Annotated in this window: 10 protein-coding genes and 1 pseudogene; 10 read left to right on the top strand and 1 reads right to left on the bottom strand. The window is 37.6% G+C overall.

What is annotated here, in order from left to right; genetic code table 11:
- The first annotated feature begins 16 nt into the window (after nt 1-16).
- The 4 genes from pdhA to lpdA are packed head-to-tail and all read left to right on the top strand — an operon-like array spanning nt 17 to nt 4,784.
- Nucleotides 17-1,087 (top strand): pyruvate dehydrogenase (acetyl-transferring) E1 component subunit alpha, encoded by a 1,071-nt coding sequence (pdhA, locus tag AC1WMD_RS15850; protein WP_494257961.1) that lies wholly within the window; start codon nt 17-19, stop codon nt 1,085-1,087.
- Nucleotides 1,084-2,079 (top strand): alpha-ketoacid dehydrogenase subunit beta, encoded by a 996-nt coding sequence (locus AC1WMD_RS15845; RefSeq protein ID WP_494257960.1) that lies wholly within the window; start codon nt 1,084-1,086, stop codon nt 2,077-2,079. Before pdhA ends, AC1WMD_RS15845 begins: the two co-directional genes overlap by 4 nt.
- Nucleotides 2,080-2,096: 17 nt before the next feature.
- Nucleotides 2,097-3,329, top strand: a complete 1,233-nt coding sequence (locus AC1WMD_RS15840) for a dihydrolipoamide acetyltransferase family protein (RefSeq protein WP_494257959.1) — start codon at nt 2,097-2,099, stop codon at nt 3,327-3,329.
- Complete coding sequence (lpdA, locus tag AC1WMD_RS15835) at nt 3,330-4,784, top strand: dihydrolipoyl dehydrogenase (protein ID WP_494257958.1); 1,455 nt, start codon at nt 3,330-3,332, stop codon at nt 4,782-4,784.
- Nucleotides 4,785-5,244: 460 nt separating this feature from the next.
- On the opposite strand, the gene AC1WMD_RS15830 is transcribed toward lpdA, so the two are convergent.
- Nucleotides 5,245-6,210, bottom strand: coding sequence for a DNA-methyltransferase (locus AC1WMD_RS15830; RefSeq protein ID WP_494257957.1), 966 nt, complete (start codon nt 6,208-6,210; stop codon nt 5,245-5,247).
- 351 nt (nt 6,211-6,561) lie between these two features.
- Between AC1WMD_RS15830 and AC1WMD_RS15825 the strand changes: the two genes are divergently transcribed.
- The 6 genes and pseudogenes from AC1WMD_RS15825 to AC1WMD_RS15800 all read left to right on the top strand — a co-directional run.
- Nucleotides 6,562-9,327 (top strand): DrmE family protein, encoded by a 2,766-nt coding sequence (locus AC1WMD_RS15825; RefSeq protein ID WP_494257956.1) that lies wholly within the window; start codon nt 6,562-6,564, stop codon nt 9,325-9,327.
- On the top strand, nt 9,317-12,892 hold the full coding sequence (locus tag AC1WMD_RS15820) for a helicase-related protein (protein WP_494257955.1): 3,576 nt from the start codon (nt 9,317-9,319) through the stop codon (nt 12,890-12,892). Before AC1WMD_RS15825 ends, AC1WMD_RS15820 begins: the two co-directional genes overlap by 11 nt.
- A complete protein-coding gene (locus AC1WMD_RS15815) occupies nt 12,889-14,808 on the top strand; it encodes a DUF8724 domain-containing protein (RefSeq protein ID WP_494257954.1) in 1,920 nt (639 codons plus the stop codon). The genes AC1WMD_RS15820 and AC1WMD_RS15815 overlap by 4 nt, the downstream gene beginning before the upstream one ends.
- 16 nt (nt 14,809-14,824) lie before the next feature.
- Complete coding sequence (locus AC1WMD_RS15810; protein WP_494257953.1) at nt 14,825-15,673, top strand: phospholipase D family protein; 849 nt, start codon at nt 14,825-14,827, stop codon at nt 15,671-15,673.
- 414 nt (nt 15,674-16,087) lie between these two features.
- A complete protein-coding gene (locus AC1WMD_RS15805) occupies nt 16,088-17,128 on the top strand; it encodes a DUF4365 domain-containing protein (protein ID WP_494257952.1) in 1,041 nt (346 codons plus the stop codon).
- A gap of 172 nt (nt 17,129-17,300) precedes the next feature.
- Nucleotides 17,301-17,459, top strand: a pseudogene (locus AC1WMD_RS15800) (IS256 family transposase); the annotation flags it as partial.

Raw genomic sequence — 17,459 nt, 5'->3', positions numbered from 1 at the left:
CAAGGAGGGGGATTCGATGGAACGGCAATTCCCAATCAGGCAAATCATGGATGAACAAGGGCGGATCGTAGAGCCCGAGTATCGGGAGCAAATAACGAAAGAACTCGTAATGGCGATGTACCGCCATCTCATCCGGACAAGAACGTTTGACCGCAAATGCGTCAGCTTGCAGCGGCAAGGGCGGATCGGCACGTACGTTCCGTTTGAAGGGCAGGAGGCGTGCCAAGTCGGCAGCGCCCTCGCTTTAGAGGATGGCGATTGGATGTTTCCGACGTATCGCGACCACGGGGCGATGATGACGTTTGGCCGCACATTGACACAGACGCTTTTGTATTGGAAAGGGCGGACGGAAGGATGCATCCCGCCGCAAGGGAAAAAAATCGTGCCGCCGTACGTTCCGATCGCGACGCAGCTGCCGCAAGCTGCCGGAGCGGCATACGCGGAAAAACGGAAAGGAACAAAAAATGCGGTGATCGTTTATTTTGGAGACGGTGCGACATCGGAAGGCGATTTTCATGAGGGGTTGAATTTTGCAAGCGTTTTCAACGTGCCGGTCGTCTTTTTCAATCAAAACAATCAATATGCGATTTCCGTGCCGATCACCCGGCAAATGAAGTCAAAAACGATCGCGCAAAAAGCGCTCGCCTATGACATTCCTGGCATTCGCATCGACGGAAACGATATTTTCGCCGTCTATTTTTACACCAAACAAGCGTTGGAACGGGCGCGAAACGGGGAAGGGCCGACGCTGATCGAAGCGGTCACCTGGCGCTACGGCGCCCATACGACTTCCGATGATCCATCGAAGTATCGCGATCAGGAAGAAAGCAAACGGAGACGGGAAACGACCGATCCGATCATGCGGCTCGAGCGTTTTATGCGGCAAGAAGGCTTTTGGGATGAAAATTGGGCCATCGATGTACAAGAAGGGGTAAATGCGGAAGTGGAGCAGGCGGTGGCGGAAATGGAGCGCTATCCGAACGCCAATCCGGAAGATATATTTGATTATGTGTTTGCTGAGCCGACGTGGACGATTGCCGAGCAAAAACAAGCGTATATGGAGTGGAAACGGGGGATGGAAGGATGACAACAGCGGTGAATACAAAAACGTTGACGCTCGTGCAGGCGGTAAACGACGCGTTGCGCACAATGTTAAAAGAACGCGACGACGTCATTTTGCTTGGGGAGGATATCGGGAAAAACGGCGGGGTGTTCCGCGCGACCGAGGGCTTGCAGGCGGAGTTTGGCGAGGACCGGGTCATCGATACGCCGCTTAGCGAAGCAGGGTTTACCGGAGCGGCGATCGGGATGGCGCTAAACGGCTTTCGTCCGGTCGTCGAGATTCAATTTTTAGGATTTATTTATCCGGCGTACGAGCAAATTATGACCCATGCGGCGCGGATGCGGGCGCGGACGATGGGGCATTTCACCGTCCCGTTGGTGATTCGTGCCCCGTACGGCGCGGGGGTGCGCGCTCCGGAAATCCATTCCGATAGCACGGAGGCATTATTTACCCATATGCCCGGCATGAAAGTCGTCTGCCCCGCCTCGCCATATGACGCGAAAGGACTGCTGATTGCCGCGATTGAAGATCCGGACCCGGTGCTGTTTTTGGAGCCGATGCGCAGCTACCGCGCGTTTCGCGAAGAAGTGCCGGAAGGAAAATATACGTTGGAAATCGGCAAAGCGAAAAAACTGCGCGAAGGCGACGACGTGACCGTGATCGCCTGGGGGGCGATGGTGCCGGTGGCGATGAAAGCGGCGGAAAGCGCCGCGGAAAAAGGGATTCACGCCGATGTGATCGACTTGCGCACGCTCTATCCGCTCGATAAAGACATGATCGCCGCGTCGGTGCAAAAAACGGGACGAACGGTGATTGTCCAGGAAGCGCACGCCACCGGAGGACTTGCAAGCGATATTGTCGCGCTGATTAACGATACATCGTTTTTGTACCAAAAAGCGCTTGTGGCGCGCGTCACTGGATTCGATGTCCCGGTGCCGTTTTTTGCCTACGAAGACGATTATTTGCCGACGCCGGCACGCGTCTTGCACGCGATTGAAAAAACAGTCAACTTCTAGCGGAAGGGGTAGAAACGATGGAAGTAAAGCTTCACGATATCGGCGAAGGGATGACGGAAGCGGTTGTATTAACGTATCTCGTGCAAAAAGGCGACTATGTCAAGGCCGATCAGCCGCTGGTCGAAGTCCAAACAGATAAAATGGTGGCGGAAATTCCCGCTCCGGCGGAAGGAATTGTGCAAGACATTCTTGTCCGCGAAGGGGAAACGATAGCGGTCGGCACGACGATTTTGACGCTGCAGACAAGCGCAGCGGTGAAGCCCAATCCCGCTTCTTCCTCCAATGCAGGGGAATCTTTCCGGTTGCCAAGCGCCAACGAGGAAACAGGCGGTTCCGTCCTGACGAAAAATATCCGCCGCGTGCTTGCCACGCCGTATACGCGCAAGATCGCCCGCGAACATGGCGTCGATTTGGAACAAATTGCAGGCACTGGTCCAGGCGGGCGCATTACGGATGAAGATGTATACCGCTTTATTGAGGCAAAGCAAACAAAAAGTGCAAGCAGCGCGCCGGTTGCCGAAGCGGCGCCGAAAAAAGAAAATTCGTCCGCGTCCGCTACATCGGTCCTTCCGTTCCGCGGCCGCCGCAAACAAATCGCGAAAAAAATGGCGCAGTCGCTTTATACGATTCCGCATTGCACCCATTTTGAAGAAGTCGATGTCACGGAGCTCATTCGTTTCCGCGAAGAGCTGAAGCAGCATGACATTCACATTTCGGCAACGGCGTTTTTCATTAAAGCGCTGTCACTGTCATTAAAGCAGTTTCCGATTTTTAACGCGCGCCTTGACGAAGAGCGGGAAGAAATTCACTTATATGCCGAGCATCATATCGGCATTGCCGTCGACACCGAAGACGGTTTAATCGTACCGGTAATTAGACATGTTGAAAGAAAATCGCTGCGGGAAATTCACGAAGAGGCGAAACAGCTTACGAAACGGGCGCAGGAAAACAAGCTGTCCGTTTCTGAAATCACGGGAAGCACCTTTACCATCAGCAACGTCGGCCCGCTTGGCGGAAGCATCGGTGCGACGCCGATCATCAACTATCCGGAAGTGGCGCTGATGGCGTTTCATAAAACGAAAAAACGGCCGATGGTGATGGAAAACGACGAGATCGCCGTCCGTTCGATGATGAACATCTCGATGTCGTTTGACCACCGTGTGGCTGACGGAGCGACAGCGGTCGCGTTTACGAACTATTTTGTGAGACTCATTGAAAATCCGAAACGAATGCTTATGGAGTTGGTGTAAATGGTCGTTGGAGAATTGGCACAGGAACGGGATGTCGTCATTATCGGCGGCGGGCCGGGCGGATATAGCGCCGCGATCCGCGCCGCCCAGCTCGGGTTGTCGGTCACATTGATAGAAGAAGGGGAACTTGGCGGCGTCTGTTTAAACAAAGGATGCATTCCGTCGAAAGTATTTGCCCATGCGGCGCAAAAGATGGCAGACATCCCGCATCTAAAAGACATCGGAATAGATTTAGAGAATACTGGCTTCCAACTTGGCAAGCTGCAAAACTATAAAGCGAAAATCGTCACTCAGCTCCGCCAGGGCGTCGAAGCGCTTTGCAAGGCCAATCGCATCGAGGTCCTTCGCGGCCATGCCTCGTTTTTGGCGGAAGACCGCATCGGCGTTGAAGCGGGCGATGCGTTTGAAGTCTACCGTTTCCGCCATGCGATCATCGCCGTCGGCGCGTCGCACGTTTCGCCGCCGTCCGTTTCCGTTGACCATGAACGGATATTAAACGTCGATTCCATCTATAGTTTAGAAACATTGCCCGGCCATTTGCTTGTATATGGGAACGACTATATCGCGCTCGAAGCAGCAATGAGCTTCCACGCGTTTGGTTCGCAAGTGTCGGTCATCAGCGATGACGGTACGTTTGGCTTGGACGGCACCATTGTGAAAGAACTACAGCGCATATGGAAAAAACGAAAAATCAAACTTTATACACGATGCCAGATCGAACGGGCCGAATCCTCCCTCGACTGCGTTGCGGTCACGATCCGGACAGCAGAAGGAGAAACGGCCACCCTTGAAGGCACTCATTTATTTGTTTCGTGCGAGAAAAAAGCCAATACCAATGGATTAGGCATCGAGCGGCTTGGCATGAAAACGGATGAAAACGGGTTTATCCAGGTCAACCGTCAGGCGCAAACGTCCCTTTCCCATATTTATGCCGTTGGCGATGTCACGGGCGCGCCGTTTTTGGCCGTCAAAGCGATCAAGCAGGGAAAAGCGGCGGCGGAAACAATCGCTGGGCAAGCGGTGGAAGTCGATCTTACCTTTCTTCCAACCGTCGTCCATTCGATTCCGCCCATCGCCAGCGCCGGCCTGACGGAAACAGAAGCGCGCCGCCAGTATGAAACGATCCGCATCGGCGAATTTCCGCTCGCCGGAAACGGATATGCAAGCATCCTCGGGCAAAAGGACGGGGTGATCAAAGTGATCAGCGACGCCGCCACCGATGTCCTTCTCGGCGTGCACATGATCGGCGCCGGGGCGGTAGAGCTGATTTCCAGCGGCGTGCTCGGCTTGGAAATGGCCGCCCGCGAAGAAGACTTCCGCTTCCCTCTCTATCCTCACCCAAGCGGAAACGAAGCGCTGCTGGAAGCGATCGAAGCGCTCCGCGCGCAGGCAATCCACCTCGCGCCGGCAAAACAAGGGAAAAAGGAAGGCCACACAAAAGGCGTTACTGCCTAGCAGCGGCACAAAAAGGATGTCTCGAAAAAAGGTTTCGGGGCATCCTTTGATTTTTACGATGAAAATAACAAAGTTCTTAAAGGGATTTACATTTGACGTTTAGATTTATTATCAAGAACAAACAGGCTTTTATACTTCTGCTACAGTTTTTTTCTGGAATGATGATGAAAGAAACTGGGTTGGTGTGAGAATAATAAAAGGACATATAAAGAAATAAAAGAAGACCCTAGACCTTCAATAGAAATTTGGAAGAGTGAAATAGTGAAATAGTGAAATATGGAAGGAAGTAACTAAATACCAAGATTAAATTTATAAACTATGTTAGTATTTGAAGAATGGCCTTCTAATGTTTCATGTTTAAAAATTTCTCTCGATATTACGAATAACAAAGTGAAATTGTAATATTATTGTAACTAACAAATATTACCAAAGGACACCTGTATAAGTAAAGTGTCCTTTTTTAGCTTTTACCAACGAGTGTTTTGTTATCCTCTTGTGACTCTCTAATTTGTTCTTGAGGTAAATCAAAAAATCTAAATTGAGACCCATAAACATATTCTTCCACAATTTCAGATGTAATCCAATAACGTCCTAATTCTTCAGCAACCTCCCCAGTGACACAACTACCACCAAATGGATCAAAAACTACATCACCAGGATCAGTTAAAAATTTAATAAAGAATGCAGGTAGTTCCTTCGGAAAACGTGCGGGATGAGGTTTTAGTTTTAATTTTCTACATGCTTCTAGGTAACGGTCCTTTGAACTTGTATTGGCGATTTCTAGAAGATTAGGAGGTATAGCTCCTCCATTATCCCGTCCCCAAACTTGTGATACATTATGTCCAGAGGGTCTAGGTCCGTGATTATAGCCATCTTTTAGAAGTTTTTTCATACTTTTCTTATAAGGTGTTAGAACATTTCTATTGTTAGCCTTAGGTCTCTCCTCTTTTGATAACCACCACACTGGGTTAACAGCATCTTTAACCCTAATCCGTTCTATATTAACCCATTGTACTGGAGTTGGCAATTTTGCAGGGTTATACCAGTAAAATTCTTGGGCAAGGTGAAACCCTGGAGAATTATCATTCTTCTTACAAAGTTCTAATAACAGTTCAAAATGATACAATGATCTTGTTGGGCTTCCCTTAATCCAAGTACCCCCAATATCAATAACGAGACTGCCAGTTGGCTTTAAAATCCTCTTAAATTCATGTGCAAAGTTGTTAATAAACCATTCAATATATTCAGATGAACTTTCGTTTCCATATCTTTTTTTTCTTATAAGAGCAAAAGGCGGGGAGGTTATAATTAAATCTATACTATTATCATCCATAACTTTTAAAAGCTCTACGGTATCACAGAGGTATGCTTGTCCGAACTTTGTTTTAAAGTAAGGTTCTATTCCCCTAATTACGATATTAGACAAGAGAAAACACCTTCCTCCCTATAAAAATTCAGCTGCAGTTATTATAACAAAAAAGATAAAGATAAATAATAAAATATACAAATTTAATTAATTATTTATGGGAAATAACAAAATTCAAAACAATTGTAAAAATGTTATTCCCTGTTTAATCTTTTTAATGGTAAAATTTAAGTGGTTTCATGTGATAAAATAACCATTTTAATTAGGTTAAGCCCCGCTCTTTACGTGGGATAAAATAACTATTTTAATTAGGTTAAACAACGCCCTTTACATAATTAAAACTATAATTTTAAGAATTATTGTTAACCAGTTTGGATTATATAGCTTTTGTTAAATTGGAGGGAGGATTTAATGGGTAGTTTATCCATAAATCAAAGATTAAAGGCACTTGAGGCAATTATGCCTAATTCATTATACATAAATGAAAATTATGCTGAATGCTTCCGAAACATGATCGCAACTTCGGAAAGTGATTGGGGACGCGGAATGCTCAATAGTGAAAAGTTTTGTTTGGTTGAATCAATTAATACTGAAGATTCCAAAACAATGGTTTCAAAAGTTGCTACATCTAATTTAGATAATTTTCTTTTAACATTATCCCTAGGCGCATACTATGTCTCTAAGAAACAATCGCATTCAGGGGATATTATTTTCTCTCTCCCTCCTTTTTCGTATTCTTTTCCATTACTTCTATCGTATCATTTAATTTTAAACCATCTTTCCTCAAATCTTATTGAAGATAAGGATAAACCTAAATTTGATAGTAATACTGGAATATTAATAGTATCTGACAATATTGAGCTTTTGTCACATACCTGGAGAACATCAGTGAATAATGTTGCTTTAAGAGACTTTGTACCAATTTTTAATTATACAGGCGGTAAATTTAAACTATTTAATTTTAATTCATCAAAAAAGAATAACTCTAATTTTGACGGTTCTTTACCATGGATTACTTTTTTTAGAGCGTTTAGGAAGAAATTACCTGAAAAATTAGAGTATAAGCCAGAAGTCATCATTTTAGATTTATTACCTCTTCTTCACAGAAATAGAGCTAAAGAAATTGTTGAATGGGCTAAAACTCAGTCTGAACACCTAATTGTAATTAAATCGTCAAATGATTTAATTACAAATGAAATATATGATTCTTTTGAAAATAAAGTTTCCCTAAATATAAATTCAATTAATATGCTTAAAGAAATTATCTCTATAGAAGATCAAACTCCAATTAATCCGATAACAGCCTCCTGGAGTATACAATCATCATTACCGTTTTTGCTAGCGGTAGATAAAAAAATTTTTAATATAAATAGACCAAACAAAATTCCTAATGAGTTAGGGCAACTACTTAATAAGTTTAATAACATTTTCGAAAAGGCAAAGTGTAAGAATGGAGAGTATCCAAAAAGTTTTTTAAATGTAAAAAATAACTTATTGAAGATGCTCTCTATATGTATTCCATTAGAATGGTACGAAAGAACAAGATGGGCAAACGGTAAAACAACTCTCTTAGAAAATATAAAATCAGCAATAAAAATCCAGCCAGTATATGAAGAAGAAAAAATGGTCTATGATTTATTAATGCCTCACCTAAAGGAAACTGTGCTATCAATATACGAATTATATAAGAAACTCAAAATCAACCCAAGAGGTGCAGCAATTATAGACGTACTTAAAAATAATATACACCGTTATAAAAAAGTACAGTTAATTGTATTAGATACCGTAGATGCTAGTGAATTACGGGTTTGGCTGAAGTCACTTCGTATCTTAAAGGAAGAGGACATTTCAAAAATTGAGATTATAACTCAAAGGGAATGGATAAAAAGTCAAACAAGTGAAATTTACTTAAGTAGTAAGTTCCCTGATCTTATAGTTTTATCTAATCCTTTACTCAAGAAATATATGGGGGGACTTTATTTTAATAAGGAAGCTCAGATAGAGATGTTAGATATTTATAATGAGACAGGATTATTTAAACATCAAATTAGTAACTTATACAATAATGAAAAAACCCTGTTTGATTTATCTATAACTTTGGCAAACTTATTTAAAGATACGTTCCATGTTCCTGATAAATTTACTGAACCAATGCCTATTGCTGATATGATTCGTATTAGAGAATTTAACATCTCCAATTATATTAAAGAAACCAAAGAAGTTGATACAAAAATGGAAAGCTCAAAAATTGAAATTTCTAGGTTATTTGATGACGAAGTATTACTAAATATTCTAGAGAACGAGGAAGATGTTTCTATTGATTCGCTTAGAGATGAATATTCAACTAATGTTATTGATACCAATGATTTTTATTTAAGAAACGAAATGAATGAGTGTATAAGGTTAATAGTCAACTCAGAAAACTCAAATAAGAGTATTTATTTACCGATAGATATGTTATTTAAGGTAAAAAAATTTAATAAAGATGAGGTTGAAAGTATCTCCCCATATGAAATAGCAACCAATGATATTTTAGTCAAGGTGAAAGAGCAGCAAAGAAAGGAACTATTTAATGAAATATTAAATCTTGCTTCAAACACATTACTAATGAAATGGATAAAAAGTAATGTTGCTGAATGGCAAAATTTAATTAAACAGTTGTGGCAGATGTTCTACACTCCCTATCAAAATAAGAAAAATATATATATAAAAATTCGAGATAGCATTAATTCTAACGGTGGCAAAGTAGAATCTTACTCAACAATAGCTAATTGGATAAATGGCGATGTTTTACTAGTAAGGAATATAGAAAATATGAAAGCTGCGGGAAGAGTTGTCGAAAACTACGAATTTGTTGAGAGAGCACAAACTATTTATAAAGCAATGAAAGAGTTATGGGGGATCCATATAAAATTAGGAAAAGCTTTAGGTAAGTTAATCGAAGAATATGCATCTGCAATAAGTGAAAATAAGTATCAAGATGAACAATGGTTAAACATAGGAAATGATATTGTTGTTTCAGTAGAAGATTTATTAAGTGCTATACAAATTTTTAAAGTAATCCAAGTTAATAAAGAAAAGATAATTAAAGTACATCCCGCTTTTACAGAGAAACCGTTGGATCCAGGCATTGAAGACAAACTAAAACAGAAGGGAATGATAATCGATGAAAACTAAAAATCATGTAACAAAGGAACAGATACTAAAGGACGAAATAACATTTGTTAACCATATGGCAAATGTTATTCGTAATGGTTTCACTGGCGAAAATTCCGAATTTGTTATTGGAGAAGAACCAAAACGGCGTTTCTACTCCGGGGTATTATTCCCAACAGAGCAGTTTTTACAAGAATTGAATAGCGAAGAGGAGGATTACAACAGTAATTCTAAACAATATGATAGATTAACTAAAAACTGTAATATGGGACTAGAATTTCTTGTTTCTTCAAACAAAGATCAAATTAAATTAAATATATCTGGGAAATTCGCAATATATACTAGACTTATCCCTTCGTTTTCAGAACAACTTGATTCGATAAAATATTTAACAAATGATTCAGTTGATTCGGATGAAGAAGTATTAATTAGTATAGAGGATAATAAAAAAGAGGGAAAAGGCGTTCCGCTTTTAGAGAAGTATGGTAAATCAATAATTGAATTTAAAAATAAGCTAGTTACAATTGATCTCAACAATTTAGAACAACAAAGTATTCCACTCAAGACAGAGATTCAAGATAAAATTTCTAGCATAATCAAAAGAGAGGATCTATTCAATTTAGATCCTAAGTCTCTCGATAAAGTAGGTAATTTTTTCTTTAAAGATATTCCGGTTAATGAACTTGACTATTTGTCAAATCTTGAAAGTGCTAAAAGTGAACGATTAAATTTACCTGATTGGAATGCTTCAATTAATGTTGATCCATTGTTTTACAAGGATAGAAACGGAAATTTGTGTGTAAAAATAGTTGTATCATTAGTAAATGAAACACCTTTAGATAAAGATCTAATAACGGGCCATCCTACTGAACTTTTTGAATGCGAAATTAAAGTGTTGATTGAAGAAGGCGAGCATATACCGTTTTATTTTGATAGTGTAGTAGATGACTATAAGTTCGATAAGAACTATGCTGTCAAAGGGATTAACTGCGTGGGTGAACTTCAAAATAACAATAATAAAATTTGTCTAAAATCCGAAGTTATCCCAACATACTTTCAAAAATACTATAGAACACGCGAAGATTTTTCGGTAGATTTTGATAGTTTAACCACTCCAGAAAAAATTGTTGATACTCTGAACAATATTTTACATAAAATGAAAATATATTTAATAAACTGGAACAATTTTATAGCTAACAGGGGTGATCATGAACAACAGTTAAGCACTCCCGAGGAAATAAACAAATGTATAGAGGACATGAAGGAATTTGAAGAAGAAGTAAAATCATTTGAACTTGGTATATATGTACTTATGCAAGATGAAAGACTAATGAATGCATTTTCAATTATGAATAAAGTCTTCAAAGCAGCTGGAGAAGGAAAATACTTTTCATGGAGATTGTTCCAAATAGTATTCATTGTCCGAATGTTACCAAGTTTATATTATAGGGAAATTAAGGAAGATGATCCGAGATTTGATGAAATTGAACAATCAGCAAATTACGCTGATGTATTATGGTTTCCTACTGGTGGGGGTAAGACAGAAGCTTATTTAGGATTGATAGTTTGTTCTTTGTTTTATGATCGTTTAAGAGGTAAAAAACTAGGGTGTACAGCTTGGCTAAGATTCCCTTTAAGAATGTTATCAAAAAACCAATTAGATAGACTCGCTAAAATTATTTTGTATGCTGAAGAGTTTCGCCAAAAATCTGAAATTTTGACAGATAGAGGATTACCATTTTCGATTGGTTTCTTTGCTGGTGGAAGAAATACTGACAACTTTGTAGATGAACAAACACTGAAAAAAGCTTTTACAAATGAACAGACGAAAAAAAATAAAATGTTGTTGCATAAATGTCCTAGATGCAACAGTCCATTAGAGTTCGAATTTGATAGGGATAGCTGGAGATATCTCCATAAATGTAATAATAATAAATGCTTTGTATATCAAAATGAAGAGCTTAAAGGTATTATACCAATATATATTACAGACTCTGAAGTGTACCGTTTTATTCCTAGCGTTATTTGTGGTACTGTCGATAAATTGGCGATTTTAGGTAGATATAGAGAGTTTGCTCATATATTTGGACAAATTGGTGGGTGGTGTCCACGACATGGTTATTATTCAGATAGATGTATAGTGGGCGCTTATGATGTATATCAAGCATGTAACGAAAAAGCTAAGAACACTGCTAAACATAAAAGTTTAGTGGAATCTATTAAACGAAAGATTTATGATCCAGTTCCTTCGCTTTTTATTCAAGATGAATTACATCTTTTAAAAGAGGAGTTAGGTGCACTAGATGGCCATTATGAAGGAGTCCTTAATGAGTTTGCAAGAACATTTGGTAGAAAGAAGACCCATCTCCCAAAAGTTATTGCAGCAACAGCTACTATTGAGGCATATGAAAACCATATAAAACATCTTTATCTAAGAAATCCTAGAAAGTATCCTTCAATGGGATATAAAAACGGTGAGTCTTTTTATGCAACTTCAACTCCTAAAATTGATAGAAGACTTTATATGGGGGTATTACCACACACCAAATCCCAAGAGGAGGTAATTAGTAGAGCAGTATATTTATACCAAAAAGAAGTTCAGCGACTCCTAAAAGATATTGATGCATCAATTAAAGAATTAAAGCTTGTATCAATAAGAACGGCTGAGGATTTTAAAGAATTTATATCAAAATATGATTTATCTACAATCTATGTAAACACCAAGCCAACGGGATACGACATTCTAAGACGTTTAGGGGAAATTAAAGATCTAGATATTAATCTTTCCGCAGAGATACTAACCGGGGAAAATGATATGGAGAAAATTGTGGATATTATTGATCGAATTGAAAATGAGGGTGGAAAAACTGAATATAAAGATAAGTTACAAGTACTAATTGCCACTAGCTTAATAAGTCATGGAGTAGACTTGGCTAGAATTAATAGTTTCTTTATGGCAGGAATGCCATCGAAGCAAGCAGAATACATACAGGCTTCTAGTAGATCTGCTAGATCTCATGTTGGATTAGTATTTGTTAGTTTTAGACCAACAGATTTGCGCGAAAGATCACAGTACCAGTTCTTTGTACAAAATCACGTGTTTATGGATAGATTAGTAGATCCTGTTCCTATAAATAGATTGGCATTAAAAGCAATTGAAAGAACTCTGCCAGGAATACTATCAGGATTATTACTCGGTATTCATTCACAATTTCATGAAACTACAATTTATAATTGCGGAGCATATGATTTGTATACATCTCAACAAACTGTAAAAGGTGTAAATATCAAACAAATGATTTTGGATCAGTTATATAGAATTTATGGTGTTGATAGCAGTTTCTTCCCTCTTGCGGCAAGAAATAAAGTAAAAAAACATATTGACAACTTATTTAATCAATTTGATTACTTGCTAACGTCAAGCTCTACAACATTAAAAATAAAAGATGAAGATGCATTAAATCCAATAACTAGTTTTAGGGACATTGAAGAAGGGATTCCGCTAATACCAAGTATAGAAACCACTATTTTACTCCGTTATTCCAATTTTCACAAAGAAAAAGATGGGGGTGAAAACGATTTATGAAAACGAAACCCTTAAAGAGAGGGAAAAGCCAAGTTTTATTTAGGTATTTACCAGGATCAGTATTTATGGAAGATAACAAGTGGTATAAAGTCGATGAGTTAAAATTAAAAAAACTTAATGAAAACACTACCCATTTACTTCAACAAGTAAAAAAATTTATTAGGGACTGGACCCTTAATAGGGAATTAAAAAATGACCTATTTCCGAAACAAGATGAACTATACTATTTTGCTGAAATAGAAGAGGTAATTTACAACTTATTTCCCTTAGTTTTTTATTGTAATGTGTGTGAAAACGTTCATGAGTACAATACTATAAATGAAATTCAAAAAAAGAATCCAGAACTCAAGTGCCAATTCTGCAAAAAAGGAATTTTAAAACAATACCCATATGCTTTAATCCATCCAAATGGTGACATTAAATCAATAAATGTTGTTGGAAATAAAGGTGCTAAAAATTGGAGAGAAAAATATAAAGGAGTAAAAATGAGGGACACGCGCAGATTTACTACTGCTTCGTGGTATAACAGTATAACTAATACACCTTTAAGTACATCCTTAGGTACAAAGGTAACTACTCTCCCTGTAACAGAAGACATGAAAAAGAATAAAAAAATATATTTAGGTGGTACACATTTATCAGATGGAGATATTCATTATCCAGCTCTAAAATCGGTAGTAAATTTGCAACAAGAGATGCTGGTTGAAAGACAAAAACTCGAAGATTTTCCGTTTATTCAATTAGCAGCAATGTTAAATTTATCCTCAATTAAAACCGGAGATTTTTCCGAAAACTATAGGAATAAAAAAAGTACCAATAATTTACAAAAACTTTTAGAAAGTGCAAAGAATGAGTCTGATAGAGCTGTTTTACTGAAAATATTAAAAGATAGTGGAATGGACAAAGAAATAAATGAGGTAAACTTCAAAGACGAAGTTAAAAGGTTATTTGGAGAAATTAATGAAGAAATAGTTGTTAATGACAGGTTGCTACATGAATTTGTTTTCTCTTGGTTTGAAAATGGAGGTAAGGATATTGAGAAGAAAATACAAGAAGCAAAAGATATGAACGATACTATTCAGGAGACAACATTAATTAATGCTAAAAGAGAATTAAACAACTTAGGATTTTCTTCTGCACTTCTTCTTGAAAAATTTCCAATTATTACAATGGGTATAGGGTTTACTAGAAAATATTATGATAAAAGTAAGGCGATCTTAAATCCCTTTACTCAAAAAATTGGTAATAACAATAAAAAGTATGTTGTAATCCCAGTATTAAAGAATGAGAATGAAGCAATCATTTTTAAGTTAGATCCGCTAAGAGTTTTAGGGTGGCTAGTAATAAATAATTTATTAACAGTAGAAGACTTTCCTAAAAGTAAAGAAGAAGCCCATGCTTTGATTTATAAAAATTTGTTACTTGGATCTATTGAACCTGAAGAGCTATCTAACATAGATCCTGCTAAAGTCGAGAATAACAATCCACTGCTAGCTTCTGTATTAACATTTCAGTTGATTCACACATTATTACACAGTTTACTTCAAGCTGGAAAATCGGTGATTGGATTAGATGTAGATAGTATGTCTGAATATATTTTCCCTTCTGCACTTTCTGGTGCAATTTATGTATCGAAACTGCAAGGCGGTGGAATGGGAACTCTGATAGCAGCATTTGATAATGACCTTGAACGTTGGTTACGAAATACTTATGATAAATCCCAGACATGTCTGTACGATCCTATTTGTAAAGGACAACATGGTGCTTGTCATGCCTGTTCTTATCTAAAGTTTTCTTGTCAATATTTCAATAGATCATTAAGTAGAAATTTATTAATTGGTGGAATCGTAGGAAATAATTCTATTAAAGGTTACTATTCAAAGGAATTAGATGAATTTTTAAAAATTAATTCATGAAAAGAAAGTAGGATTTATGGAGAGACTGATAATATTAATTAAAAGATACTCTTTAGAAAAATACGTACTTAGTTGGGCAGGAGCATTTAGACTCCTGTTTTCCCAAAAACCTGATGGTTTTACAATAGAAGATTGGATGGAGTTAAATGGTAAAATTGATAAAAATCTTGCGCATACCATATTTCGTATCCTAGAAGAGGATGGATACATTTATCAAAAGAACTTAAAATTTAGGATTAAGGATGAACAGAATCTTCAAAGATTTTTAGAGTTAATTAATATTATAGTTCAAATTAATTTTTCCAATATTGAAGAGAATGATAATGTATTACTTTGGACTGTGCCTAGGGAGCAACTTTACAGAATCCCGAACGAAATATCCGAAAACTTTAATTATTTATTAAGTTGGTTGAGAGAACTTATTTTAACCGCAAACGAAAGAATAATATTTCTTGCTCCTTATTTTAGTGAATCGGGAATTAGACAGTTACTGGTAAATATTAATTCCGTTACGTCAATTAAACAAAATTTAAAAATTGAATTTATAGTTAGTGATATGGAGGATACTTTAAACAAAAAAGCTTTTGAATATCTAATTAATAATATAAGCTTAGACAATAACAATTGTGTGAAAATTTACGAACCTGTTGATAAACACAATAACAAATTATGGTTCCATGCTAAATTATTATTGGTCGATCGAAAAAAGGGATATTTAGGTTCTGCAAATTATAGCGAGAGAGCTCTAAGTTCGCAGTTTGAACTTGGAGTCCCCCTTGTTGAAAGACAAGCAAACGCTCTAGCAACACTAATTGATTTCTGGATAAAAAACCGTTATTTAAAACTTAAACATGAAATTAGATAAAAAGTTGTTACATGATCAAGATACAAACAGAAAAAAGAACTTCAACGACCTATAGTATTTTTAGACGAAAAGCTTGTCACATCAACCTTTAGAGGACTTTTTGTTGGTGCCATTCTGGTGCCAAGTTTGGTGCCATTCGATAAATTTGGTATAACCTAGCGAATGTTCAAATTAGCAAAACCTTGATATATCAACGTTTTTCAAATGTTAAAGGTCTCATCTTTCTCGAATAAAACTAAGAAAATCAGCTGTTTCACCTTGACAGGGTGTTTTCTGCAAGAAAACGCCCTCTTCGTGTTGCTTTTTAGCAAACTAGATAGTAATGTGCTAAGTATTTACATGGAAATTATTGAAAAATTAATCGGATAATTATAATTTTTATTTAGTAGTTAAATAGTTAGGAGATGAGAAAGTATGGATGAGTTATTATTACATGCCTCAATTGACAAAGAAGAGAATTTACCACAGTGCACTAATAATCAACTTAAGGGAAACGCCGGAGCAGGAGTTATTGGAAAAATTTTTAGGAATGATTTCGGTTGGTTGTTTACAGAAATACCAAACCAAAACGATATGGGTATAGACGGTTACGTAGAAATTATTAATCACAACTCCGCTATAGGAAAGGGCTTCATGGTACAAATCAAAAAAGGGACAAGCTGGTTAAATGAATTTGATGAGAATAATTTTTATTATAAGTTTGATACAAAAAAATATAATTATTGGAGTAAACATGTATTACCTGTTATTCTAACATTTGTAAATGATAATGATGAAAAAGTGTACTGGGCATGTTTTAAAAAAGAGTGTGTGGAAAAGAAAGGGAATGATACTTATCATATTAAAGTTCCAAAGAAAAATTTGTTGAATCCTGAAATTGCTAGGGATAGTTTAATGGCGTTAGCCTTAAACCCTGATCCTATATCAAAGAGAGTAATGTTACTAGAGAGGCACGTGGAGTTATACAAATTATTAAAAAAGTACCCGTGTGCTAAGTTTATTAAAGGGAAGGGAATTGAAAGAGTTGGGAACATCGCAACTTTAGAGGTTGATCTTTTAGACAAAATGGGTCAGCTAAAGGAAGTTTACACTGTTTTTACGGCTTACAATATGGAACAAGATCAAAAGGAACATTTATTAAAAGCATTACCGGGTGTGAGTATTTCTGAAATTCCCCCAGAAGATGTAGAAGAACCTGAGATAGCCCCATATGAGGAAGACAATTTTGAAGATCCAGAAGAGGAAGAGCAAAGAAATGCTGAATTTGGGGGAAAGTTGATATTTGATTCAAATTCTACACTAGAGGATGAAGATAGTAAAAAAGAAACTGAAACTGAAGAATCTGATGAGGTTTGGCATAAAGATATGGAGGAAGACCAGCTTTATCTTACACTTAATAATTTAGGTGAAAGTTATCTATTAATGAGAGATTATTTACTAAACCAAGAAAAATAGTCTAGGTTAAACCACTCATATAATTATATGAGTGGTTATATTACAAATTGTAAAGTATTCTTACCTGAGATGATGTATAAAATTTTGTGTCAAGCATTTGGCTAGACCAAAAGAAAAAGGTAGGGTATTCTCTGATTTGGCCAAAAATCTTAGAGAAAGGAGAACCCTACCTATGTCTAAAAGTATACCGAATTTAGACTGGCTCAATCAACTGGAAAACGCCATTCGTCAGTTTGTAAAGGAAAAATTAGAGTTGATCATGAAGGAAGAAATTCAGAGTTTCCTCGAAATTGAACAGAAGGGAACGTCGAATAGAAGAAACGGCTATTAC

The sequence above is a fragment of the Parageobacillus sp. NEAU-HV-2 genome, from assembly GCF_059115485.1.
Note: the sequence above shows the minus strand (reverse complement) of the source record. Positions and strands in the feature narration are given on the sequence as shown.